Origin of the sequence: Streptomyces sp. NPDC094143 (assembly GCF_040303825.1) — a bacterium.
Lineage (GTDB): Bacteria > Actinomycetota > Actinomycetes > Streptomycetales > Streptomycetaceae > Streptomyces.
Map to the genome: position 1 here is coordinate 137887 of NZ_JBEOTZ010000003.1, position 22797 is coordinate 160683.

General features: G+C 72.1%; 21 protein-coding genes and 1 tRNA gene. 13 read left to right on the forward strand and 9 right to left on the reverse strand.

The features are described from left to right. Positions 1-22: 22 nt before the first annotated feature. Positions 23-1621, reverse strand: a complete 1599-nt coding sequence (locus tag ABTZ58_RS05330; RefSeq protein WP_351350629.1) for a beta-N-acetylhexosaminidase — start codon at positions 1619-1621, stop codon at positions 23-25. Positions 1622-1701: 80 nt separating this feature from the next. On the opposite strand from ABTZ58_RS05330, the gene ABTZ58_RS05335 reads away from it, so the two are divergent. After that, complete coding sequence (locus ABTZ58_RS05335; protein ID WP_351350631.1) at positions 1702-2586, forward strand: DUF4429 domain-containing protein; 885 nt, start codon at positions 1702-1704, stop codon at positions 2584-2586. A gap of 26 nt (positions 2587-2612) precedes the next feature. Here ABTZ58_RS05335 and ABTZ58_RS05340 read toward each other — a convergent pair whose 3' ends face one another. After that, positions 2613-2771: a hypothetical protein gene (locus ABTZ58_RS05340; protein WP_351351003.1), complete on the reverse strand. Its 159-nt coding sequence runs from the start codon at positions 2769-2771 to the stop codon at positions 2613-2615. A 147-nt stretch (positions 2772-2918) separates the two neighbouring features. On the opposite strand from ABTZ58_RS05340, the gene ABTZ58_RS05345 reads away from it, so the two are divergent. Continuing rightward, complete coding sequence (locus tag ABTZ58_RS05345; protein ID WP_031130491.1) at positions 2919-3176, forward strand: hypothetical protein; 258 nt, start codon at positions 2919-2921, stop codon at positions 3174-3176. Positions 3177-3188: 12 nt separating this feature from the next. After that, a complete protein-coding gene (gene glmS / locus ABTZ58_RS05350; RefSeq protein ID WP_351350633.1) occupies positions 3189-5006 on the forward strand; it encodes a glutamine--fructose-6-phosphate transaminase (isomerizing) in 1818 nt (605 codons plus the stop codon). Positions 5007-5183: 177 nt separating this feature from the next. Here the strand turns inward: glmS and ABTZ58_RS05355 are convergent, their stop codons facing one another. Next, positions 5184-5744, reverse strand: a complete 561-nt coding sequence (locus tag ABTZ58_RS05355; RefSeq protein WP_351350635.1) for a GPR1/FUN34/YaaH family transporter — start codon at positions 5742-5744, stop codon at positions 5184-5186. A 120-nt stretch (positions 5745-5864) separates the two neighbouring features. Further along, a complete protein-coding gene (locus ABTZ58_RS05360; protein ID WP_351350637.1) occupies positions 5865-6392 on the reverse strand; it encodes a universal stress protein in 528 nt (175 codons plus the stop codon). Between the two features lie 353 nt (positions 6393-6745). On the opposite strand from ABTZ58_RS05360, the gene ABTZ58_RS05365 reads away from it, so the two are divergent. The 4 genes from ABTZ58_RS05365 (at position 6746) to ABTZ58_RS05380 (ending at position 9983) form a co-directional block, all read left to right on the forward strand. Further along, positions 6746-7078, forward strand: coding sequence for a hypothetical protein (locus ABTZ58_RS05365; RefSeq protein WP_351350639.1), 333 nt, complete (start codon positions 6746-6748; stop codon positions 7076-7078). A 377-nt stretch (positions 7079-7455) separates the two neighbouring features. Continuing rightward, positions 7456-8700, forward strand: coding sequence for a helix-turn-helix domain-containing protein (locus ABTZ58_RS05370; RefSeq protein WP_351350641.1), 1245 nt, complete (start codon positions 7456-7458; stop codon positions 8698-8700). Between the two features lie 492 nt (positions 8701-9192). Then, positions 9193-9795, forward strand: a complete 603-nt coding sequence (orn, locus tag ABTZ58_RS05375) for an oligoribonuclease (RefSeq protein ID WP_309093962.1) — start codon at positions 9193-9195, stop codon at positions 9793-9795. A gap of 115 nt (positions 9796-9910) precedes the next feature. Then, positions 9911-9983, forward strand: a tRNA-His gene (locus tag ABTZ58_RS05380). A 113-nt stretch (positions 9984-10096) separates the two neighbouring features. Here the strand turns inward: ABTZ58_RS05380 and ABTZ58_RS05385 are convergent. Beyond that, on the reverse strand, positions 10097-11152 hold the full coding sequence (locus ABTZ58_RS05385; RefSeq protein WP_351350643.1) for a LacI family DNA-binding transcriptional regulator: 1056 nt from the start codon (positions 11150-11152) through the stop codon (positions 10097-10099). Between the two features lie 411 nt (positions 11153-11563). Here ABTZ58_RS05385 and ABTZ58_RS05390 point away from each other — a divergent pair, with 411 nt between their 5' ends. The 4 genes from ABTZ58_RS05390 to ABTZ58_RS05405 all read left to right on the forward strand — a co-directional run bounded on the left by ABTZ58_RS05390 (position 11564) and on the right by ABTZ58_RS05405 (position 16375). Continuing rightward, the gene (locus ABTZ58_RS05390; RefSeq protein ID WP_351350645.1) at positions 11564-12886 is read left to right on the forward strand and encodes an ABC transporter substrate-binding protein; all 1323 of its coding nucleotides are present in this window, start codon (positions 11564-11566) and stop codon (positions 12884-12886) included. A 5-nt stretch (positions 12887-12891) separates the two neighbouring features. Then, positions 12892-13905: a carbohydrate ABC transporter permease gene (locus ABTZ58_RS05395; protein ID WP_309093959.1), complete on the forward strand. Its 1014-nt coding sequence runs from the start codon at positions 12892-12894 to the stop codon at positions 13903-13905. Between the two features lie 12 nt (positions 13906-13917). Then, positions 13918-14823 carry a carbohydrate ABC transporter permease gene (locus tag ABTZ58_RS05400; protein ID WP_351350647.1) on the forward strand — a complete coding sequence of 302 codons (906 nt, stop codon included), beginning with the start codon at positions 13918-13920 and terminating at the stop codon, positions 14821-14823. Between the two features lie 115 nt (positions 14824-14938). After that, positions 14939-16375 (forward strand): GH1 family beta-glucosidase, encoded by a 1437-nt coding sequence (locus ABTZ58_RS05405; RefSeq protein ID WP_351350649.1) that lies wholly within the window; start codon positions 14939-14941, stop codon positions 16373-16375. A 105-nt stretch (positions 16376-16480) separates the two neighbouring features. Here ABTZ58_RS05405 and ABTZ58_RS05410 read toward each other — a convergent pair whose 3' ends face one another. Together ABTZ58_RS05410 and ABTZ58_RS05415 are read right to left on the reverse strand one after the other, a co-directional pair. Then, entirely contained in the window at positions 16481-17866 is a 1386-nt protein-coding gene (locus tag ABTZ58_RS05410; RefSeq protein ID WP_351350651.1) for a HAMP domain-containing sensor histidine kinase, read from the reverse strand. Beyond that, the gene (locus ABTZ58_RS05415) at positions 17863-18567 is read right to left on the reverse strand and encodes a response regulator transcription factor (protein WP_351350653.1); all 705 of its coding nucleotides are present in this window, start codon (positions 18565-18567) and stop codon (positions 17863-17865) included. The genes ABTZ58_RS05410 and ABTZ58_RS05415 overlap by 4 nt, the downstream gene beginning before the upstream one ends. Before the next feature lie 133 nt (positions 18568-18700). Between ABTZ58_RS05415 and ABTZ58_RS05420 the strand changes: the two genes are divergently transcribed. Continuing rightward, on the forward strand, positions 18701-19222 hold the full coding sequence (locus ABTZ58_RS05420) for a hypothetical protein (RefSeq protein ID WP_351350655.1): 522 nt from the start codon (positions 18701-18703) through the stop codon (positions 19220-19222). A gap of 15 nt (positions 19223-19237) precedes the next feature. On the opposite strand, the gene ABTZ58_RS05425 is transcribed toward ABTZ58_RS05420, so the two are convergent. Further along, a complete protein-coding gene (locus ABTZ58_RS05425; protein WP_351350657.1) occupies positions 19238-20107 on the reverse strand; it encodes a spermidine synthase in 870 nt (289 codons plus the stop codon). Positions 20108-20649: 542 nt separating this feature from the next. Continuing rightward, a complete protein-coding gene (locus tag ABTZ58_RS05430) occupies positions 20650-21045 on the reverse strand; it encodes a hypothetical protein (protein ID WP_351350659.1) in 396 nt (131 codons plus the stop codon). Between the two features lie 300 nt (positions 21046-21345). Here ABTZ58_RS05430 and ABTZ58_RS05435 point away from each other — a divergent pair, with 300 nt between their 5' ends. After that, a complete protein-coding gene (locus tag ABTZ58_RS05435; protein WP_351350661.1) occupies positions 21346-22797 on the forward strand; it encodes an NsdA family TPR-like regulatory protein in 1452 nt (483 codons plus the stop codon).

Consider the following 22797-nt stretch of genomic DNA (forward strand, 5'->3'; position numbering starts at 1 on the left):
CCCCCGCCGGCCCGCGGACACATCACTGCGCACCCCACGGCACCTGCGGCGACCGATACCACTGCATCCCCAGGGCGTCCCACCGCTCGGCCTGCGCGGCGAGCCGCACCCTGTACCGCTCCCAGTCGTGCGAGGCCGCCGGCGACCACCCCAGCTCGGCCACGCCGGGCAGCCGCGGGAACGCCATGTACTCGATCTGCCCGGAGTCCTCCAGGGTCTCCGACCACATCGGCGCCTCCACGCCCCGCACGGCACCGGCCGGCACCCCGGGCAGATACGCCCCCGGGTCCCAGTCGTAGGACCGCCGCACCTCGACGTACCCCGCCCAGGACAGCCCCAGCGGCGTGTCCTTCGTGTACTTCATGTCGAGGTACACCCGGTCCGCCGGGGACAGGATCAGCCCCGTCCCGCTCTGCGCGGCCTTCACGACCTGCGCCTTCTCCTCCGGGCTCGTCCGGTCCAGCCCCCAGTACTGCGCGAGGGCGCCCCTGGCCGGGGTGGCCCCGGTCAGCTGGTGCCAGCCGACCACCGTCTTGCCGTACTTCGCGACGACCGGCTGCACCCGGTCCATGAACTTCACGTAGTCCTCGTGGCTGGTGGAGTGCGCCTCGTCGCCCCCGATGTGCAGGTACCTGCCCGGGGTGAGCGCGGCCAGCTCCCGGATCACGTCGTCGACGAAGTCGTACGTGATCTCCTTGCCGACGCACAGCGAGCTGAAGCCGACCTCGGTCCCGGTGTACAGCGGCGGGGCCACGCCGTCGCAGTTCAGCTCGGCGTAGGAGGCGAGGGCGGCGTTGGTGTGGCCGGGCATGTCGATCTCGGGGACGACCTCCAGGTGGCGGGAGGCGGCGTAGCGCACGATCTCCTTGTACTGCGCCTTGGTGTAGTAGCCGCCGGGACCGCCGCCGACCTCGGTGGAGCCGCCGTGGGTCGCCAGGCGCGGCCAGGAGTCGACGGCGATGCGCCAGCCCTGGTCGTCGCTGAGGTGCAGATGCAGCTTGTTGATCTTGTAGAGGGCGAGCTGGTCGATGTACCGCTTGACCTGGTCGACGGTGAAGAAGTGCCGGGAGACGTCGAGCATGGCACCGCGCCAGCCGTAGCGCGGGCTGTCCTCGATCGTGCCGCCGGCGACCAGCCAGGGGCCGGGCTGGACGGTGTCCTTCTCGACGGCCGCGGGCAGCAGCTGGCGCAGGGTCTGCACGCCGTGGAAGAGGCCCGCGGGGGTCCTGGCGCTGATCGTGAGGGACCGGGCGCCGCTGTTCAGGCGGTAGCCCTCGGCGCCGAAGTCGCCGTGCGCGAGCCGGAGCTGGATGCCGCCCCGGCCGTGCGTGGTGACCGGCAGGCGGTAGCCGGTCGAGGGCCGCAGCAGGTCCGCGAGGTACTCGGCGACACCCCGCGCCTCCCGCGAGCCGTCGACGCGGATGTGCGTTCCGCGGGTGATCCGGTACGGGGCGCCGCCGGGCTCGGCCGAGGCCGGCGCGGGGACGACCCGGTCGAGCGGGGTGGGGTCCGCCGCCCGGGCCGGGGCGGCCTGGGTGACGCCGACGCCCACCGCGACGAGCAGCAGGGAGCCGAGAAGGCGAAGTGTTCTGTGGCGCTGTCTGACAAGACCGTCTCTCACAAAACCGTCCCTTCCGTGAGCCGTTGAGCTCCAAGAGGTCTGGACCACTATCCCGGGACTTGGGTGAAACAATCCACCCCATGGCGGAAATCATCCAGAAGGACGGCTCGTGGATCTTCGACGGCGACGCCCTGCGGCTGACCCCGGGGCGGGACAAGAACGTCAGTCTGCTGCGCAGGGAACTGGGTGAACTTATCGTCCCGCTGCGGGCGTTGGCGGGCATCTCGCTGGAGCAGGGCAAGAAGAGCGGCCGGTTGCGGCTGCGCCTGCGTGACGGCGCCGACCCGCTGCTGCACGCGACCGGCGGGCGGCTCACCGAGCCCCACGACCCGTACCAGCTGATCGTCGAGTCCGACCGCTACGGGGTCGCCGAGTACTTCACGGACGAGGTCCGCAACGCGCTCCTGCTGGACCAGGTGCCGTCCGGCCCGGTCACCGAGTACCTGCTGCCGGGCCCGGCCGTGCCGCTGTCGGTCGCCGCCGGGGACGGCACCGCGAGCTTCGACGGTGAGCGCATACGCCTGGAGTGGAACTGGAAGACGGAGGACGCCAAGGCCGCCGCCGGTGTGCGCACGCTCGCGCTCACCGACATCACGGGCGTGGAGTGGCACCCGGCGGTGGGCCTGGAGAACGGCTGCCTCCGCTTCGCCGTGCGCAACGCGCCGTCCAGGACTCCGCCCAAATACGACCCCAACGCCGTGGAGCTGTGGGGCTTCAGGAAGGACCCGCTGATGGCGCTGGTCGCCGCGGCGGTCCAGGCCCGGCTTCCGCACCCGGCCCGGGCCGCCGCCGACGGCGTGGCGGACGCGCGACCGGAACCGCCCTCCCCTCCGGTCGCCTCCGCCGAGGACGACCACGACGCCCTGCTGCGCCGGCTGCGCGAGCTCGGTGAGCTGCACCGCACGGGTGTGCTCACGGACGACGAGTTCGCGCTGGCCAAGCAGGCGGTCCTCAAGCGGATGTAGCTCCTCGCGATGGAACCGCGCGGGTGTTACTTCGCCCGGCGGGCCACCGTGGAGTGGTCCACCTGCTCCCCGCCGCTCTCGGCGATGCCGCGCACCGTCAGGGTGGCGAGGCGTCCCTGCGGGGCGGGGGTGACGTCCACGCGCAGGAAGGAGTGGTCGAGGTAGCGCACCCGGGACCAGGCCACGGTTCCGGGATGCGGGACGTCCGGTGGACGCCTCACGAACAGGCCCTCATGACCGGTTCAACGTCTCCCAAAGAACTCCCACAGGCGCTTGCCCGAATCCGGGCAGAATTCTTGCGAAAGCGTCGCCGGTACCCCAGGATCTAGCGAGTGCACGACGAACTCGTAGATCATCTGACGCGGTCCACCGCCCTCAGCCGGGGCGAGGCGCTGCGCGTGATCCAGGACGTGCTCGCCTACTTCGACGAGACGACCGAGGAGTACGTCCGTCGCCGCCACCGCGAGCTCCAGGCCCAGGGCCTGGTCAACGCGGCGATCTTCGAACGGATCGAGGCGGACCTCAAGTACCGCGCGGTGGCCCCGCCGGAGCTCTCGCTCCGGCAGCTGCGGCGCATCGTCTACGGCTAGGAATACGTATACATGTGCGGAATCGTCGGTTACATCGGGAAGCGTGACGTCGCGCCCCTGCTCCTGGAGGGCCTGCAGCGCCTGGAGTACCGCGGCTACGACTCCGCGGGCATCGTCGTCACGTCCCCGAAGACGTCCGGCCTGAAGATGGTCAAGGCCAAGGGCCGCGTCCGTGACCTGGAGGCCAAGGTCCCGGCCCGCTTCAAGGGCACCACCGGCATCGCCCACACCCGCTGGGCCACCCACGGCGCCCCGTCCGACGTGAACGCCCACCCGCACCTGGACGCCGAGGGCAAGGTCGCCGTCGTCCACAACGGCATCATCGACAACGCCTCCGACCTGCGCCGCAAGCTGGAGGCGGACGGCGTCGAGTTCCTCTCCGAGACCGACACCGAGGTCCTGGTCCACCTCATCGCCCGCTCGCAGGCGACCAAGCTGGAGGACAAGGTCCGCGAGACCCTCCGGCTCATCGAGGGCACGTACGGCATCGCCGTGATGCACGCCGACTTCCCCGACCGCATCGTCGTGGCCCGCAACGGCTCCCCGGTCGTCCTCGGCATCGGCGAGAAGGAGATGTTCGTCGCCTCGGACATCGCCGCGCTGGTCGCCCACACGCGGCAGATCGTCACCCTCGACGACGGCGAGATGGCCACCCTCAAGGCCGACGACTTCCGCACCTACACCACCGAGGGCACCCGCACCACGGCCGAGCCCACCACCGTCGAGTGGGAGGCCGCCTCCTACGACATGGGCGGCCACGACACCTACATGCACAAGGAGATCCACGAGCAGGCCGACGCCGTGGACCGCGTGCTGCGCGGCCGCATCGACGACCGCTTCTCCACCGTCCACCTGGGCGGCCTCAACCTGGACGCCCGCGAGGCCCGGCGCATCCGCCGCGTGAAGATCCTCGGCTGCGGCACCTCGTACCACGCGGGCATGATCGGCGCCCAGATGATCGAGGAACTGGCCCGCATCCCCGCCGACGCGGAGCCCGCCTCCGAGTTCCGCTACCGCAACGCGGTCGTCGACCCCGACACCCTCTACGTCGCCGTCTCCCAATCCGGCGAGACCTACGACGTGCTGGCCGCCGTGCAGGAGCTCAAGCGCAAGGGCGCCCGCGTCCTGGGCGTGGTGAACGTGGTGGGCTCGGCGATCGCCCGTGAGGCCGACGGCGGCATCTACGTGCACGCCGGCCCCGAGGTCTGCGTCGTCTCCACCAAGTGCTTCACCAACACCACGGTCGCCTTCGCCCTCCTCGCCCTGCACCTCGGCCGCACCCGCGACCTCTCGGTCCGCGACGGCAAGCGGATCATCGAGGGCCTGCGCAGGCTGCCCGCGCAGATCGCCGAGATCATGGAGCAGGAGGAGGACGTCAAGAAGCTGGCCCAGCAGTTCGCCGACGCCCGCTCGATGCTCTTCATCGGCCGCGTCCGGGGCTACCCGGTGGCGCGCGAGGCCTCCCTGAAGCTCAAGGAGGTCTCGTACATCCACGCCGAGGCCTACCCGGCCTCCGAGCTCAAGCACGGCCCCCTGGCCCTGATCGAGCCGGCCCTGCCCACGGTCGCCATCGTCCCCGACGACGATCTGCTGGAGAAGAACCGCGCCGCCATGGAGGAGATCAAGGCCCGCAGCGGCAAGATCCTCGCGGTGGCCCACCAGTACCAGGAGAAGGCCGACGAGACGATCGTCGTCCCGAAGAACGAGGACGAGTTGGACCCGATCCTGATGGGCATCCCGCTCCAGCTCCTCGCCTACCACACGGCGTTGGCCCTGGGCAGGGACATCGACAAGCCGAGGAACCTGGCCAAGTCGGTGACGGTGGAGTAAAGGAGCCTCTTCTCGGGGCGCGGGGCTGTATCGATGTGCGGCTCCGCCGCGTGGGCGCGAACAACCCCCGCGCACCCGCACCGGCCGAACAGCGAGGACGGACCCCCACGTGCCGCCAGGGTACGCGGGGGTCCGTCTTCATCGCCGGGGAGCCGCCCAACTCCCCGGCCGGCGCGGCTAACCGGTGGCCGTCACACCCCGGCCCGCAGCGCGTCGCGGAAGCGCCGTCGGCCAGTGCGCCAACGCCGCCGTCGCGGCGTACCAGGCCACCGCACCCGCGGCGACGGCGAACCAGCCCGAGAATTTCGCGAGCCCGTCGTTCTCCGCGAACGCGGCGACCGCGAGGAGCAGCAGCGACACGAAGAACAGCCCGTACACGCCCCGGCCGAGCCGATCCCCGCCCGCCAGCGTGAGGGACAGCGCCGCCAGGGCGAACAACAGCAGGAACAGCCCGGCCTCGTTACCGGAGGCGACCTCGGTCACGGCCCAGGTGAACCACAGCGCCCCGAGTACGGAGAACGCCGTACCACCGGCGGCGTCACCCTCGCGCAGAGCCACCAGTCCGGCGACGAAGAGGGCGACTCCGCCCACGTACCGGGCGACTGACGCCGCGTCAGCGGCCGACACACCGTCGATCACGGCGGTGTTCCCCAGACCGAAGGCCAACAGGGTGATTCCGAGGGCGAGTCGACCGGCCACGATCGTGATTCCGCTTCCCGCGGAGACGTCTTCGTCCACGGCGGGCTCCCTTCGTGCAGTGGTGCGGTGTCCCGTATATGCCCTTCACAAGAGCACAAACACCTCTACGCGTGAGTAGATTCACGCGTCGCACAAGGGAGTCGGCCGACTGCGGCGCGATCAGGGGATGACGACCACGGGCCGCTGCGCCCGCTTGGCGAGCCGTCCCGCGACGGAGCCGAAGATGCGGCCCACGATGCCGTGCGTGGACCCGACGACGATGGCGTCGGCCTCGTACTCCCGCCCGACCTCTTCGAGTTCGTGGCAGATGTCGCCGCCGCGCTCGACCAGGATCCAGGGCACCTCGGCGAGGTAGTCCGCACAGGCGAGCTCCAGACCGAGCACCTCCGTGCGGTGGTCCGGGACGTCCACGAACACCGGCGGCTCACAGCCGGCCCACACCGTGGTCGGCAGCCGGTTGGCGACATGGACGATGATCAGGCCCGACCCGGAACGATGGGCCATGCCGATCGCGTAGGCCAGGGCGCGCTCGCTGGACGTGGAGCCGTCGAAGCCGACCACGACCCCGTGCTTGAAGGCGGGATCGCAGGAATGGCGTGGCTCATCCGCCGCCAGGGGCTCGGCCGCCGTGGGATCGGCGACGGGCCGCTTGCGGTCCGCGGGTTCGAAGAATTCGTGACCGGCCATGGCTGTCTCGGCGTTGTGATCCTTTTATGGGTGGCCCGCGAGCGGAGCTCGCTGACGAGTGCAGCGGTGAGCGGCGGAGCTGTGTCCGGGAATGGTCTTCCCGAGCTCATACCCCCAAGGGTACGGCGGCACGCCTCCTTAGCCCAGATCCCGCCCGCCGTGCGTGCGGGTTCCAGGGAGCATGCACGAGCCGACGCCCGTAACGCAATGGTTGCTGCGCTGTACAGGCGGTTTGCACGGGATTCACTTATCCGCAGGGGTGATCCGGTACCCGCGGGGGTGATCCGGCCGCACAGTGACCGACGCCCCGGCCGCGCGTTGAACCCCGTGAGCCACGCCACAGGGAGCCCACCATGTCCGGACCCCGTCCCGCCTCCGAGGCGGGCCGCGCGACCCCGCCGCCGCGGGACAGCGCCACGGAGGTGGTCCGCTGGGCGGCCTTCAGCTGCCTGCTCGTCCCGGCCGTGCTCCTCGCCTACGGCGCCTCGCTCGCCGGCGCCGTCGGCACGGCCCTCGGGCTCGCCGCCGTCACGGGCGCCTGCCGCGTCCTGCTGCGCCAGTCCGAGCGCGGCGCCGCCCGTCTGGCCGCCGAGGACCGGGCGCCCCACCGGGGCCGGCACCACCGCACCGGAACAGGGTCGCACCGGGGCGGACGGCACACTGGAGGAGATACACCGGTCGGTTGACCGGTTTCCGCGCACGCACGCGTCGGTTTTCAGCCAACTTCCGGCACCCCCGCATCCCCCTGCCGAAACACCCCCCAACCCCCGTTCGACCTGCACGGAAAGGACCTCAGGGGCCCTGCGCACCCTACGTGGATTGGCCACCGCGACAAGGCGCACTTCCCTGCACGCCCCACGAGTGCAACGCTTCGTGATCGAATGCTTCACGCCAAGTTGCCAAGTCGACAATGTGCCGAGTGCCGAACCGGCCACTTCGGCACGACGGGACACAGTAGATTCGATCTTGACTGTCTACGGCGGGGGACTCGTGCAGGACCGAGGGGAAACGTGCAGGAGCGACACAACCGAGGAGCCGCGACCACCGAGGGGGGCTTAGCAGTATGAGCCACGACTCCACTGCCGCGCCGGAAGCCGCGGCCCGGAAACTCTCCGGGCGACGCCGCAAGGAGATCGTCGCGGTGCTGCTGTTCAGCGGCGGCCCCATCTTCGAGAGTTCCATACCGTTGTCGGTGTTCGGGATTGACCGCCAGGACGCCGGCGTGCCGCGCTACCGACTGCTGGTGTGCGGCGGCGAGGACGGCCCACTGCGGACCACAGGGGGCCTGGAACTCACCGCACCGCATGGCCTGGAAGCGATCTCGCGCGCGGGCACGGTCGTCGTGCCGGCCTGGCGCTCGATCACTTCTCCGCCACCGGACGAGGCGCTCGACGCGCTGCGCCGCGCCCACGAGGAGGGTGCCCGCATCGTCGGGCTGTGCACCGGCGCCTTCGTCCTCGCGGCGGCGGGCCTGCTGGACGGCCGCCCGGCGACGACACACTGGATGTACGCGCCGACGCTGGCCAAGCGCTACCCGTCCGTGCACGTCGATCCACGGGAACTCTTCGTGGACGACGGCGACGTGCTCACGTCGGCGGGCACGGCGGCCGGAATCGATCTCTGTCTCCACATCGTGCGGACGGACCACGGCAACGAGGCGGCCGGGGCCCTGGCCCGCCGCCTGGTGGTCCCACCGCGCCGGTCCGGCGGGCAGGAGCGCTACCTCGACAGGTCTTTACCCGAGGAGATCGGCGCCGACCCGCTCGCCGAGGTCGTCGCCTGGGCGCTGGAACACCTCCACGAGCAGTTCGACGTGGAGACCCTGGCGGCACGCGCGTACATGAGCCGGCGTACGTTCGACCGCCGCTTCCGCTCGCTGACCGGGAGCGCGCCGCTGCAGTGGCTGATCACGCAGCGGGTGCTCCAGGCGCAGCGCCTGCTGGAGACGTCGGACTACTCGGTGGACGAGGTGGCGGGCCGCTGCGGCTTCCGCTCACCGGTGGCTCTGCGCGGCCACTTCCGCCGTCAGCTGGGCTCGTCCCCGGCGGCGTACCGCGCGGCGTACCGCGCCCGGCGCCCGCAGGGCGAGCGGCCCCAGGACACCGAGGCCGCCCCGGGCGGTTCCGGGCCCGGCACGCAGGGCCACCCGGGGCACGGCGGGCACCCCGGCCAGTCCGGTCAGCCACCGGCCCCGCTGCATCCCGAGCACCCGGTTCCGCTCCAGTCCCGCCGCACGGCGGCCGCGAGCGCGGTCGGAGCGTCCTCGGCCCTGTCGGCCAGCCTCCCGGGCCAGCGCAGCGCGACGTGAACGGCCGACGGGGCCCGCGAGGAGCGCCCCTCCTCGCGGGCCCCGCGGCTTCTCCCTGCCCGGCTCCGCGCAGTCGCGGGCGGATCGCGGCGACGCGCCCCTGCCGACACACGCCCACCGGACCTCACGGCCTGCCCCCGCCCGGCCCCTCCCGCCGGCACCACCACGCCACGCGGCCCCGCCGTTCCCGGCCGACCTTCCCGGCCCGGCCTCGCCCACGATCCCGCGGCCACTCCCGGCCCGACCCGGACCCGCACCCGGTGAGCTCGCCACCCCGCGCCAGGCGCCGACCCGGCCGGAGCACCCTCGATCGCCGGCCCCTCCGCGCCGGCCCCTCCGCACCGGCCCCTCCGCGCCGGCCCCGGCAGGTGCCGAGACCCCAGCCGCCACAGGACGACTTCCCGCCACACCGCCCCACTGCCCCCACCACCCCCGCCCGTCATTCCCGCTCGGTCGGTTCAGCCCGGGCCGGGGCGCCGTAAGGTTAGGGACATGAACGATCGCATGGTGTGGATCGACTGCGAGATGACCGGCCTCTCGCTGTCGGACGACGCGCTCATCGAGGTGGCCGCCCTCGTCACGGACTCCGAGCTGAACGTGCTCGGCGACGGCGTGGACATCGTCATCCGGCCGCCGGAGCGGGCGCTGGAGACGATGCCGGAGGTGGTGCGTCAGATGCACACCGCGTCCGGACTGCTCGACGAGCTGCCCAACGGCACGACGCTCGAGGACGCCGAGGAGCAGGTCCTGGCGTACGTGAGGGAGTTCGTCAAGGAGCCGGGCAAGGCCCCGCTGTGCGGCAACTCCGTCGGCACCGACCGCGGCTTCCTGCTGCGCGACATGCCGACGCTGGAGGACTACCTCCACTACCGGATCGTCGACGTGTCGTCGATCAAGGAGCTGGCCCGCCGCTGGTACCCGCGGGCGTATTTCAACAGTCCGCAGAAGAACGGCAACCACCGCGCGCTCGCCGACATCCGCGAGTCCATCGCCGAGTTGCGCTACTACCGCGAGGCCGTCTTCGTCCCGCAGCCCGGGCCCGACTCCGACACCGCGAAGACGATCGCGGCGAAGCACGTCCTGCCTGCTCAGTAAGTACGCGAGGGGCCCGTCGGGGGCCGCCCGGAAAGTCGGGCGCGAGCACCCCTTCGGACCCTGTACACTTTTTCTCGGCCGGTCGGGGAACACACTGATCTCCAAGCCGGCCATGGTGGGTGTAGCTCAGCTGGTAGAGCACCTGGTTGTGGTCCAGGATGCCGCGGGTTCGAGTCCCGTCACTCACCCTCGATGACGAAGGGGCCGACCCGGGAGACCGGGTCGGCCCCTTCGTCGTGTCCTCCCTGCGGCAACCCCGCCCACTACAGGCGCCGTTGACCCCACCGGCGGCGCCCCGGCCTCACGACGACGACCGCGGCACCAGCTCCGTGGCCAGGACCAGTTGCCGGCGCTCCAGTCCCCGGGACGCGAGCGGGCGGCGGTCGGCGATCTCCGTGAGCAACAGGTCGATCATCCGGCGGCCCATCTCCTCGATGGGCTGGCGCACGCTGGTGAGCGGCGGGTCCAGGTGGCGCGCTATGGCCGAGTCGTCGTAGCCGACGAGCGCCACGTCGTCCGGGATGCGGCGCCCCGCCTCGCGCAGCGCCTGGCGGGCACCGGCCGCGGTGACGTCCGAGGCCGCGAACACCGCATCCACGTCCGGCCGGCGCTCCAGCAGCGCCGCCATCGCGCGGCGGCCGCCCTCCTCCGTGAAGTCGCCCCTCTCGATCAGCGACTCGTCCACCTCGTGCCCCGCGTCGCTCAGCGCCGCGCGGTAGCCGTCGACACGGCGCTGGGCACCGTAGACGTCCCGGCGGCCGGTGATGTGGGCTATCCGGGTCCGGCCGCCGGACAGCAGATGCTCCACGGCCTGGCGGGCGCCCCCGTAGTTGTCCGAGTCGACCGACGGCAGGCTCTCCGCCGCCGAACGCGGGCCGCTGATCACCGCGGGGATCTCCAGCTGCGCCAGCAGGTCGGGCAGCGGGTCGTCCGCGTGCACCGAGACCAGCAGGACGCCGTCCACCCGGTGGGCCGCCAGGTACTGCGCGAGCCGCTGCCGCTCCCGGTCGCTGCCCGCGAAGATCAGCAGCAGCTGCATCTCCGTCTCGGACAGTTCCGAGCCGACGCCCTTGAGCATGTCGGAGAAGTACGGCTCGGCGAAGAACCGGGTCTCCGGCTCGGGCACGACCAGCGCGATGGCGTCCGTGCGGTTGGCGGCCAGGGCGCGCGCCGCGGTGTTGGGCACGTAGCCGAGCTCCGCGACCGCCGCCTCGACGGCCGCGCGCGTGGCGTCGCTGACCCGGGGCGAGCCGTTGATCACCCGGGAGACCGTGCCGCGGCCGACACCGGCGCGCGCCGCCACCTCTTCGAGGGTGGGCCGGCCACCGCTTCGGCCCCGCGCTCCGTGGCTTGCCATGGGCTCCGCCTTCCCGTACAGACCCGCACTCTGCGACTGGCCTGGAATTTAACAGGCTCGTAGGCTCCGGTGACCCGTACCGGCGGCTTGCCGCCCTGGGCCTTCCGCTTCCGGCCCGCACACCGGTGCCGCCGGCACCCCGACTGGCGCGATACTGCCGACCAGGCACCCAAAGGAACCCCACCCCGGTCCAGTTAACGTCCCGATAACTGAACGCATCTCTCCCTGTCCGGTCCCTTGACACCCCCGCTCCGACCCGCGAACCTTCAACACATCACTGGTGGGAGCGCTCCCACAGTACCTGACACATACACAACCCGCACGTTCCCCGCCCGAGCCGCAGCGAGTAAAAACGGGTCCAACAATGCAGTTGGCCGGGGGGTCGGCACGTCAGGGCAACAGGAGGACGACATGCGAGCACGCATCCGAACCGCCCGCAAGGCGCTGGCCCTCGCGGCCGTCGCGTCGTTGGGCACCGGACTGCTGGCCGGCTGTGCCGACGACGGTGGAGACGACAGCTCCGGCTCGTCGTCCGGCGGCAAGGGCAAGACCACGATCACGCTGGGGCTCTTCGGCACCATGGGCTTCAAGGAAGCCGGTCTCTACGCCGAGTACGAGAAGCTCAACCCGAAGATCAAGATCGCCGAGAACGTCGTCGAGCGCAACGAGAACTACTACCCGGCGCTGCTGAACCACCTGACCACCAACAGCGGCCTGCAGGACGTCCAGGCCGTCGAGGTCGGAAACATCGCCGAGATCGTCAACACCCAGGCCGCCAAGCTGGAGGACCTGTCCAAGGTCTCGGGCGTGAACAAGGCCGACTGGCTGGACTGGAAGTGGCAGCAGGCCACCACCAAGGACGGCCAGACGATCGGCCTCGGCACCGACATCGGCCCGATGGCGATCTGCTACCGCAAGGACCTGTTCGAGAAGGCCGGTCTGCCCAGCGACCGCGCGGAGGTCGGCAAGCTGTGGGCGGGCGACTGGAGCAAGTTCGTCGACGTCGGCGAGCGGTACAAGAAGAACGGCCCCGAGGGCACGACCTTCATGGACTCCCCCGGCGGTCTGATCAACGCGATCCTCAGCAGTGAGAAGGAGAAGTTCTACGACTCCTCCGGCAAGGTCATCTACAAGACCAACCCGGCCGTGAAGAACGCCTTCGACCTGACCGCCGAGGCCGCCGAGAAGGGCCTGGTCGGCGCGCAGACCCAGTTCCAGCCGGCCTGGGACCAGACGATCGCGAACAACAAGTTCGCCGCGATGGCGTGCCCGCCGTGGATGCTCGGCTACATCAAGGGCAAGTCGCAGCCCGACGCCAAGGGCAAGTGGGACGTGGCCGTGGCGCCCAAGTCGGGCAACTGGGGCGGTTCCTTCCTGTCCGTGCCGAAGAACGGCAAGAACGTCGAGGAGGCCAAGAAGCTGGTCGCCTGGCTGACCGCGCCGGAGCAGCAAGCGAAGCTGTTCAAGGTGCAGGGCAGCTTCCCGAGCGCGCAGGCCGCCTTCGACAGCCCCGAGGTCACGGGCGCCAAGAACGACATGACCGGCGACGCGCCGATCGGTGAAATCTTCGCCGAGGCCGCCAAGCAGATCCCGGTCCAGGTGATCGGCCCGAAGGACCAGATCATCCAGCAGGGTCTGACGGACAACGGCGTCATCCTCGTCACGAAGGGCAAGTCCGCGAAGGAGGCCTGGGAGACGGCGACGAAGACCATCGACAACAACCTGGACCAGTGAGCCGCATGGCCACCCGTCACGACACCGCCGCGCCCCCCGCCAAGGAGGGGGGCGCGGCCCCGGGCCGCCCGCCCGCCGCCCCCGTCTCCGAGCAGGAGCAGCGACACCGGGCCAAGCTCTCCCGCCGCTGGCAGCGGGACGTGCGCTGGAGCCCGTACGCCTTCGTCTCGCCGTTCTTCCTGCTGTTCGTCGCCTTCGGCCTGTTCCCGCTGATCTACACGGGATGGGCCTCGCTGCACCAGGTGGAGCTGACCGCGCCCACCGACATGAACTGGGTGGGGCTGCGCAACTACACCCGCATCTTCGACGACGAGTTCTTCTGGAACGCGGCGAAGAACACCCTGACCATCGGCATCATCTCCACGGTCCCGCAGCTGCTGATGGCGATGGGCATCGCCCACATCCTCAACTACAAGCTGCGCGCCTCGACCTTCTACCGGGTCGCGATGCTCGCCCCGTACGCCACGTCGATCGCCGCCGCCTCCCTGGTGTTCGTGCTGCTCTTCGGGCGTGACTACGGCATGATCAACTGGGCGCTGGACTTCGTCGGGATCGACCCGGTCGACTGGCAGGGCGACAAGTGGCCCTCGCAGATCGCCGTCTCGACGATCATCATCTGGCGGTGGACCGGCTACAACGCGCTGATCTACCTGGCCGCGATGCAGGCGATCCCGCAGGACCTGTACGAGTCGGCCGCCCTGGACGGCGCCAGCCGCTGGCAGCAGTTCCTGCACGTCACCCTGCCGTCGCTGCGTCCGACGATCCTGTTCACGGCCGTGGTGTCGACCATCGGGGCCAGCCAGGTCTTCGGCGAGCCGCTGCTGTTCGACGCCAACAAGGGCGCCTCCGGCGGCGCGGAGCACCAGTTCCAGACGCTCGGCCTGTACCTGTACGAGCAGGGCTGGGTGAACCAGCACCTGGGCCGTGCCTCGGCGATCGCCTGGACGATGTTCCTGATCCTGATCGTCATCGGCATCGTCAACTACGTCATCTCGCGCCGGCTGCGCGCCAGTAGTTAAGGAGTTGTGGCCGTGACGACGACTGTGACGCCCCCCGAGACCACACCCGCCCGGCAGACCAGGCGTTCGCGCCTGCCGAAGTCGGCGCGGGCCGGCGGAACCCTGCACGGCGGTCCGATCGCGTACGCGATCCTGATCCTGTTCACCATCGTGTCGCTGTTCCCGCTGGTGTGGACCGCGATCGCCGCCTCCCGTGACAACCAGCGCCTGGCGCAGACCCCGCCGCCGTTCTGGTTCGGCTCCAATCTGTTCAAGAACCTGGAGATCGCCTGGACGGACGCCAACCTCGGCGAGGCGTTCCTCAACACCACGATCGTGGCGGGCATCTCGGCGCTCACCATCGTCGTGCTGTCGACGATCGCCGGGTTCGCCTTCGCCAAGCTGCGCTTCAAGGGCCGCAACGCGCTGATGCTGATCGTGATCGGCACGATGATGGTGCCGCCGCAGCTGAGCGTGATCCCGCTGTACATGATGGTCGCCAAGCTGGACTGGACCGACCAGCTCCAGGCGGTGATCTTCCCGTCGCTGGTGAGCGCGTTCGGTGTGTTCTTCATGCGGCAGTACCTGCTGCAGGCACTGCCCGACGAGATCATCGAGGCCGCCCGGGTGGACGGCGCGAGCAGCTGGCGGGTGGTGTGGCACGTGGTGTTCCCCGCCGCGCGGCCCGCGATGGCGGTGCTCGGCATGCTGATGTTCGTGCAGACCTGGAACGACTTCCTGTGGCCGTTCCTGGTGCTCACCCAGACCGGCAACCCGACCGTGCAGGTCGCCGTGGCCGGCCTCGGCCGCGGCTACACGCCCGACCAGTCCCTGATCATGGCGGGTGCGCTGCTGGGCACGTTGCCGCTGCTGCTCGTCTTCGCGATCTTCGGCAAGCAGATCGTGGGCGGCATCATGCAGGGCGCGGTCAAGGGCTGACGCCCTGTCTCCAGGGGCCGGGCCGACGCCGCTCCGGCCCCTCCTCTCCCTTCTCCTCTTCCTCTTCTCCTCCCCCTCCACCGTCGGTCTCCACGACCCCAATGGGAGCGCTTCCATGCCTGACTCCGAGAACCCGGCCACCCCGGTGACCTTCCCTCCCGCCTTCCTCTGGGGCGCGGCGACCTCCGCGTACCAGATCGAGGGCGCGGTGCGGGAGGACGGCCGTACGCCGTCGATCTGGGACACCTTCAGCCATACCCCGGGCAAGACGGCCGGCGGTGACCACGGGGACATCGCTGTCGACCACTACCACCGCTACCGCGAGGACGTGGCGCTGATGGCGGAGCTGGGCCTGGGCGCCTACCGCTTCTCCGTCTCGTGGTCGCGGGTGCAGCCGACCGGCCGGGGCCCGGCCGTGCAGAAGGGCCTGGACTTCTACCGCCGCCTGGTGGACGAGCTGCTGTCCAAGGGCATCAAGCCGGCCGTCACCCTCTACCACTGGGACCTGCCGCAGGAGCTGGAGGACGCGGGCGGCTGGCCGGAGCGTGACACGGCGTACCGGTTCGCGGAGTACGCGCAGATCGTCGGCGAGGCGCTGGGCGACCGGGTGGAGCAGTGGATCACGCTCAACGAGCCGTGGTGCAGCGCGTTCCTGGGCTACGCCTCCGGGGTGCACGCGCCGGGCCGGACGGATCCGGCGGCGTCGCTGCGTGCCGCCCACCACCTGAACCTGGCGCACGGGCTGGGCGCCTCCGCGCTCCGGTCGGCGATGCCGGCCCGCAACTCGGTGGCCATCAGCCTCAACTCCTCGGTGGTGCGCCCGCTCTCGCAGGACCCGGCGGACCTGGCGGCGGCCCGCCGCATCGACGACCTGGCCAACGGCGTCTTCCACGGGCCGATCCTGCACGGTGCCTACCCGGAGACGCTGTACGCGGCGACGGCCGGCCTCACCGACTGGGACTACGTCCTGGACGGCGACCTGGCGCTGATCCGGCAGCCGCTGGACGCGCTGGGCCTCAACTACTACACCCCCGCCCTGGTGTCCGCGGCGGACGCGTCGGCGAAGGCGCCGCGGGCCGACGGGCACGGGTCGAGCGAGCACTCGCCGTGGCCGGCCGCGGACGACGTCGCCTTCCACCAGACGCCCGGCGACCGCACTGAGATGGGCTGGACGATCGACCCGACCGGCCTGCACGAGCTGATCATGCGCTACACCCGGGAGGCGCCGGGCCTGCCGCTGTACATCACCGAGAACGGCGCGGCCTACGACGACAAGATGGACTCCGACGGCCGGGTGCACGACCCGGAGCGGGTCGCCTACCTGCACGGCCACCTGGCGGCGGTCCGCCGGGCGATCTCCGACGGCGCGGACGTCCGGGGCTATTTCCTGTGGTCCCTGATGGACAACTTCGAGTGGGCGTACGGCTACGGCAAGCGCTTCGGGGCGGTGTACGTGGACTACGCGACGCTGGAGCGCACCCCGAAGACCAGCGCCCACTGGTACGCGCAGGCGGCGCGGACGGGGACGCTGCCGGAGATCGACGCGGTCTGACCAGGAGGCGGGGGCGCGGGTGCCGCGCCCCCGCCGAGCAGTCCGCCCCCGGTCGTCAGTACCGCCGGCAGCTCGGTGCCCTGAGCGCACCGGTGGACGCCGCCTTCAGGACTGTCTGGAGGCGGCCTGCCTGCCGCGCCGTCGGCGCCGCAGCTGCCGGTGGCCTCCCCCGGACGGGGCTCGCCCGTCCAGCTGGATCCAGATCCGCACCTCGGTTCCGCCGAGCACCGAGGAGCCGATGCGGACGTCCCCGCCGGTGGACTCCGCGAGCCGGCGCACGATGTCCAGCCCGAGCCCGGTCGAGCCGTCGCTGCCGGAGCCGCGCCCCCGCGCCATGGCGGCCTCGGGGTCGGGTATGCCCGGTCCCGCGTCGGACACGAGGACGATCACCGCGTCCTCGGCGTTGTGCACGTCGACCGCGAAGGCCGTGCCCTCCGGGGTGTGCCGGAAGACGTTGCCGAGCAGCGCGTCCAGCGCGGCGGCCAGGTCGGCGCGCGCCACGGGGATGCGCACCGGCCGGTCGGCCCCGGCCACCCGCCACTTGCGGCCCTCGTCCTCCGCGAGCGCGGACCAGAACGCCATTCGCTCCCGCACCACCTCGGCCGCGTCGCACCCCGCTCCCGGACCCGCCGCGGCCGTCTGGGGCTTGGCCTCCCGGGCCGTACGGATGATGGTGTCGACCTCGCGCTCCAGCTGCTCGACCGCGGTCCGGGTCTGCTCCGCGGCCGGCCCCTCACCGAGCGAGGCGGTGTTGAGCCGCAGCACGGTCAGGGGCGTGCGCAGCCGGTGGGACAGGTCGGCCGCCAGCTCCCGCTCGTTGGCCAGGAGTTGCACGACCTGGTCGGCCATCGAGTTGAACGCGATCGCCGCGAGCCGCAGTTCGCTCGGCCCCTCCACCGGGACGCGGGCGCCGAGCTTGCCCTCGCCCAGCTCGCGCGCGCCCTCGACCAGGCTCCGGGCGGGCAGGACCATGCGCACCCCGAGCCGGTCGGCGACCGCGACGGAGCCGACGACCAGCGCGAGACCGACCCCGGCGAGCACCGCCCAGGCCGTGCCCACGCCGTTGGTGACCTCGGACTCCGGCACGTACACCTCGACGACCGCGATCTCGCCGGTGCTGAGCGCGACCGGCTGGAGCAGCGTGGAGCCGCCGGGGACGCCGGTGGTGGAGGCCCGGCCCAGTCTCCGCACGGCTTCGATGTCCTGGTCGGCGGCGCGCTGCCGCCCGAGTTCGAGGGCGCGCTGGCCGTCGCCCGCGGGGATGTGCACGGCCATCCCGGCGTCGGAGCCGACCGAGGCGACGACCCGCTCCAGCTGGTCGCGGTCGGTGGTGATGGACAGGGCGGGGGCGACGGCCGCGGCCTCCCGCTCGGCGTTGGAGAAGGCGCGGTCCCGGGCCATCTCGCGGATGACGAGCCCGAGCGGTACGGCGAAGGCGAGTACGACCATCGTGGTCACGGCCAGCGACACCTTGACCAGGGCCCACCTCATCGCGGCGCCTCCGCCCCCGGCGGTTCGAGCTTCACGCCGACGCCCCGAAGGGTGTGCAGATAGCGGGGGTTGGCGGCCGTCTCGCCCAGTTTCCGCCTGAGCCAGGACAGGTGGACGTCGATGGTCTGGTCGTCGCCGTAGGACTGCTGCCAGACCTCGGCGAGCAGCTCCTTGCGCGGGACCACGACTCCGGGGCGGCGGGCCAGGAAGGCGAGCAGGTCGAACTCGCGGCGGGTGAGGTCCAGCCGCGCGCCGTCCAACTCGGCCTGGCGGCGCAGCGGGTCGACGGTGAGGCCGCCGACCCGGAGCACGGGGGACGGCTCGGCCTCCCCGGCTCCGGAGCGGGCGCGGCGCAGCACGGCGGCCATGCGGGCCGAGAGGTGTTCGACCGAGAAGGGCTTGGTGAGGTAGTCGTCCGCACCGGCGTTCAGCAGCCGGACGATCTCCGTCTCGTCGTCCCGGGCGGTGGCGATGATCACCGGTACGTCCGTGATACCGCGCAGCATCTTCAGGGCCTCGGACCCGTCGAGATCGGGCAGTCCGAGGTCCAGGATGACCACGTCGAAGCGGAAATGGGCGACCTCGCGCAGCGCTTCCAGCGCCGTCCCGACACTGCGCACGGTGTGCGAGGCGTCGGCCAGATGCCGGATGAGCGCCGAGCGTACGAACGGGTCGTCCTCGACCACGAGCACACTTGCCATGCGCCGCACCGTACGCCATCCCGAACAGCCGGGTGCGGGCCTGTGGACAACTTCCGTGGTGGGGACAACGAGTGCGCCCGCGGGGGCCCGTGTGTGGACAACGCGTGGGGCCCGTGAGGCAGGATGGCCCGCGATGCGCAGAGGACTCGTTCACGTACTGGCCTGGCTGCTCGCCACGGGCGCGGCGGTCACGCTGTCGTGGTGGGGTGTCCACACGGTGATGGCGGGCACGGCCTACGATCCGCCGCGGGCCCTGCCCATCAAGGCCGCCGAGGGGAGGGCGCCGGAGTCGCGGCCGCCGTCCCCGCCGCCTACGCCGCGGCCACGGACCCCGGAGCCGAAGCGGACCCTCTCGAACCCACCGCCCACGACGCCGAAGCCGGCTCCCTCCCCCACCCGGGCACCCAGCCCCTCCCCCTCACCGGCGGCCACCGGCCGGGTCAGGAGCTACGACACCGACGGCGGCCGGGCGGTGTTCGACCTCGGGACGGCGTCCGCCTCCCTCGTCTCGGCGACTCCCGGCGCGGGCTGGTCGATGCAGGTGTGGAAGACGGAGTCGTGGATCCGCGTGGAGTTCTCCCGGGGCGCGGAGCGCGTGTCGGTGTTCTGCACCTGGCACGACGGGCCGCCGCGCGTGGAGATCGGGACCTACTGATCGCCGCCTGCGGGGTCATCGGAACACCGAGGCGGGCGGGGCCGGGGACGCCACCGCCGCGAGGTCCGTCACGGGCACGGCCCCACCGGTGAAGTCGGTGAGCGTCCTGCCGTGCTCGATTCGGCCCGGATGGGGGTCGGAGGCGGCGCGGCGGGTCAGCTCGGCGATCGGCAGCGGCGCGTCGGAGGCGACCAGGACGGCGTTGCCGAAGCGCTTGCCGCGCAGCACCGTCGGGTCCGCGACCAGCGCGAGCTGCTCGAAGCGGGCGGCGGCGGTGGCGATCTGGCCGCGCAGGTGGGTCAGCGGCGGCCCGTCGGCGAGGTTGGCGGCGTGCACCCCGCCCGGCCTGAGGACCCTGCGGACGTCGTCGAGGAACTCGGTCGAGGTCAGGTGGGCCGGGGTCCGGGCCCCGCTGAACACGTCGGTGATGACGAGGTCGGCCCAGCCGTCGGGCACCTTGGCGAGTCCCTCCCGGGCGTCGGTGGAGCGCACCCGGATGCGTGCGGTGGGGTCCAGGGGGAGTTCGCGGCGCACGAGTTGGACCAGGGCCGCGTCGCGCTCGACGACCTGCTGGGTGGAGCGGGGGCGGGTGGCGGCGATGTAGCGGGCGAGGGTGAACGCGCCCCCGCCGAGGTGCACGGCGTGCAGCGGCCGGCCCGGTGGGGCGACGAGGTCGATGACATGGCCGAGGCGGCGCTGGTACTCGAAGGACAGGTACGCCGGGTCGTCCAGGTCGACGTGCGACTGCGGGGCTCCGTCGATCACCAGGGTCCGGGCGCGGGGCCGGTCGCGGTCGGGGATCAGCTCGGCGAGCCCGCCGTCGACGTTCGCGACGACGGTCTCCGCGTCGGCCTGCCGGCGCCGGCCGCTCCTGGACTTTCCCATGGGGTCATTATCGGGGCGCCCCGATAAGCGGAAGGTACGCCTGCCGGGCAACGGCACGGCACGGCAGCGACACGGCGGCGGCACGGGACGGGACGGCGGCGGCGGCACGGGCGGCACGGCAGCGGCACGGGACGGGACGGCGGCGGCGGCACGGGCGGCACGGCAGCGACACGGGCGGCACGGCAGCGACACGGGCGGCACGGCAGCGACACGGGCGGCACGGCAGCGACACGGGCGGCACGGCAGCGACACGGCGGCGGCACGGGACGGCCCGGGACGGGACGGGACGGCGGCGGCACGGGACGGCGACGGCGCCCCGGGCCCCGCCGGCCGGCAGCCACAGCCGCACCCCGGGCCCCGCCGACACGGCAGCGACCCCCCGCGACCCGTCCAGCAGCAACACCCCACGACCCGCCGACCCGGCAGCAACACCCCCGGCACCCACCCGGCCCGGCAGCGACACCCCGGCAACGACAGCCGCACCCCGTGACCCACCGCCCCGGCAACGACACCCCCTGGCCCATCACCGGCCCGGTCGCGCCTCAGCGGCAGCTGTCGGCCGCCTCGATCGTGCGGGCGGCCTCCCCCAGGGCCCTGCGCAGCACCGCCGGGTCCGTCGCGAGGTCCGTCTCGCCCGGCGGCAGCAGCCAGTCCGAGCCCTCGACCGGGGGTTGGGGCGCGAGGGACAGCCCGCGTCCGTCGGTCTCCGTGCAGGTGCTCCCCGGCACGTCCCAGGCCGCGGCGGTCCCCGGCGGGACGAGGAAGCCGAGCGTGCCGCCCCCGTCGTCGTGCAGCACGGGCCCCACCGCCTCTGCCGGTCCGCGCCGCAGGATGTCGACCGCCTCCAACCCCTGCCGCTCCGGCACCGTCACCACATCGCAGCCGGCCGCCGGTGTACTCGGCGGCGTACGAGGATCGTTGATCCGGCTGGTCTCCATCCCGGCCTCCACCACGAAAACCCCTGCTTGGACGAGCGGTCGGGAGACGGGGGCCTCCTCCCGGTCCACAGGGTTCAACGCGGCGGCCCGTCAACGGCTACGGCACAAGTCAGCCGCAAAGGATGGCACTTCATGGCAGATCACGGATGAGATACCCGGTTTGTAGCCAAACCCGGCGTGAGGAGTCCGCCACAGCAGGTACGTTCTTGCCCGCCGGACACAGGGCCGACGATGCGGACGAACCATCCCAGGTCGCCGTGGTCCGGCATGGTTCGACGGTTCGCACGAGAGGACCCGGCCATGGCGTCGTCAGCGGTGACCTCGTCTCGACCCGACCGGCCGGCACGGCCGAATCTCGCCTTCCGGCTGCTGCGCGGGCAGCGCTCACCGGCCGAGTTCGCCGCGGCGATCCGCCGGGCCGCCCAGGAGATCGGGGAGCAGGTCAGCTGTGACGCGCGCTACATCGGCCGGGTCGAGGCGGGTGAGATCCGCTGCCCCAACTACGCATACGAACGGGTGTTCCTGCACATGTTCCCGGGCCGCACACTCACCGACCTGGGGTTCGCGCCCCGCTCATCGGTCCGCGGACGCCGGGCGCGCGACACCGAGGACGCGCCCTGGACGCGCACCACGAACCCGGCGGACGCCACCCGTGAATCCAGCGGGGCGTGCGAGCCGTATGAAACGCAGAACCCGTACGACCCGCACCACCCGCACGACACCTACGAGGAGAGCGACGTGCTACGTCGCGCGTTCATGACCGGCGGGGGCGCCACGGTGGCCGCCGCCTCACTGGGGCCCGTCGGCCTCGCCCGCGACGCCTCGGCGGCACAACGCCCCGTGCGCCGCGCCGGGGCGAGCGACGCGGGTGCCCTGGAAGAAGCCGTGCGCCGGATCCGGCTGCTCGACGACCGGCACGGCGCCGACGGCCTCTACCGCCGCGCGGCCGCCCCGCTGCGCGCCGCCTACGCCCTGCTCGACGCCGGGGTGACCCGGCAGACGACGGCGGACCGGCTCTACTCGGGCGCCGGGGAACTGGCCATCTCGGTCGGCTGGCTGGCCCACGACTCGGGGCGCTTCGACGACGCCCGCTCCCACTACGCCGAGGCCCTGGCGACCGCCCGGATGACCGGCGACCCGGGCCTGGAGGCGCACGCCTTCTGCAACACGTCGTTCCTCGCGCGCGACGCGGGCCGGCCGCGCGAGGCGGTCCGGGCGGCCCAGGCCGCGCAGCGCGTCGCCCGGCCCGTGGGCTCGGCCCGGCTGATGTCGCTGCTCGCGCTGCGCGAGGCGGGCGGCTGGGCCGGCCTCGCCGACCGCGTCGCCTGCGAACAGGCCCTGGCCCGCGCCCAGGCCCTCTTCGAACGGGGCCCCTCGGACGCGGATCCCGAGTGGATGAGCTTCTACGGCGAGGCCGAGCTGGAGGGCCTGGAGGCGCAGTGCTGGTCCACGCTGGGCGACTGGCCCCGCGCGGCACGGCACGCGCGGCGGGCGGCGGAACTGCAGGACCCGCACTTCACGCGGAACACCGCGCTGTACACGGCGGAGCTGGCGGACGACCTCGCGCGCGGCGGGCGGCCGGACGAGGCCGCGACGGCGGGGATGCGGGTGCTGGACCTGCTGGAGGAGGTCCAGTCGTCCCGGGTCCGGACGATGCTGGCGACCACGGCACGGGTGCTGCTGCCGCACCGGAGGGCTTCGCGGGTGTCGGCGTTCCTGGACCGGTACGCCTCCCTGCCCCGGACGCCTTAG

Excerpts from the sequence above, each read along its gene's own strand:
- ABTZ58_RS05335 (WP_351350631.1), top strand. The coding sequence starts at position 1,702 with ATGGCGGAAATCATCCAGAAGGACGGCTCGTGGATCTTCGACGGCGAC.
- glmS (WP_351350633.1), top strand. The coding sequence starts at position 3,189 with ATGTGCGGAATCGTCGGTTACATCGGGAAGCGTGACGTCGCGCCCCTG.
- ABTZ58_RS05360 (WP_351350637.1), bottom strand. The coding sequence starts at position 6,392 with ATGGCCGGTCACGAATTCTTCGAACCCGCGGACCGCAAGCGGCCCGTC.
- ABTZ58_RS05365 (WP_351350639.1), top strand. The coding sequence starts at position 6,746 with ATGTCCGGACCCCGTCCCGCCTCCGAGGCGGGCCGCGCGACCCCGCCG.
- ABTZ58_RS05370 (WP_351350641.1), top strand. The coding sequence starts at position 7,456 with ATGAGCCACGACTCCACTGCCGCGCCGGAAGCCGCGGCCCGGAAACTC.
- orn (WP_309093962.1), top strand. The coding sequence starts at position 9,193 with ATGAACGATCGCATGGTGTGGATCGACTGCGAGATGACCGGCCTCTCG.
- ABTZ58_RS05385 (WP_351350643.1), bottom strand. The coding sequence starts at position 11,152 with ATGGCAAGCCACGGAGCGCGGGGCCGAAGCGGTGGCCGGCCCACCCTC.
- ABTZ58_RS05390 (WP_351350645.1), top strand. The coding sequence starts at position 11,564 with ATGCGAGCACGCATCCGAACCGCCCGCAAGGCGCTGGCCCTCGCGGCC.
- ABTZ58_RS05395 (WP_309093959.1), top strand. The coding sequence starts at position 12,892 with ATGGCCACCCGTCACGACACCGCCGCGCCCCCCGCCAAGGAGGGGGGC.
- ABTZ58_RS05405 (WP_351350649.1), top strand. The coding sequence starts at position 14,939 with ATGCCTGACTCCGAGAACCCGGCCACCCCGGTGACCTTCCCTCCCGCC.
- ABTZ58_RS05410 (WP_351350651.1), bottom strand. The coding sequence starts at position 17,866 with ATGAGGTGGGCCCTGGTCAAGGTGTCGCTGGCCGTGACCACGATGGTC.
- ABTZ58_RS05415 (WP_351350653.1), bottom strand. The coding sequence starts at position 18,567 with ATGGCAAGTGTGCTCGTGGTCGAGGACGACCCGTTCGTACGCTCGGCG.
- ABTZ58_RS05420 (WP_351350655.1), top strand. The coding sequence starts at position 18,701 with ATGCGCAGAGGACTCGTTCACGTACTGGCCTGGCTGCTCGCCACGGGC.
- ABTZ58_RS05425 (WP_351350657.1), bottom strand. The coding sequence starts at position 20,107 with ATGGGAAAGTCCAGGAGCGGCCGGCGCCGGCAGGCCGACGCGGAGACC.
- ABTZ58_RS05430 (WP_351350659.1), bottom strand. The coding sequence starts at position 21,045 with ATGGAGACCAGCCGGATCAACGATCCTCGTACGCCGCCGAGTACACCG.
- ABTZ58_RS05435 (WP_351350661.1), top strand. The coding sequence starts at position 21,346 with ATGGCGTCGTCAGCGGTGACCTCGTCTCGACCCGACCGGCCGGCACGG.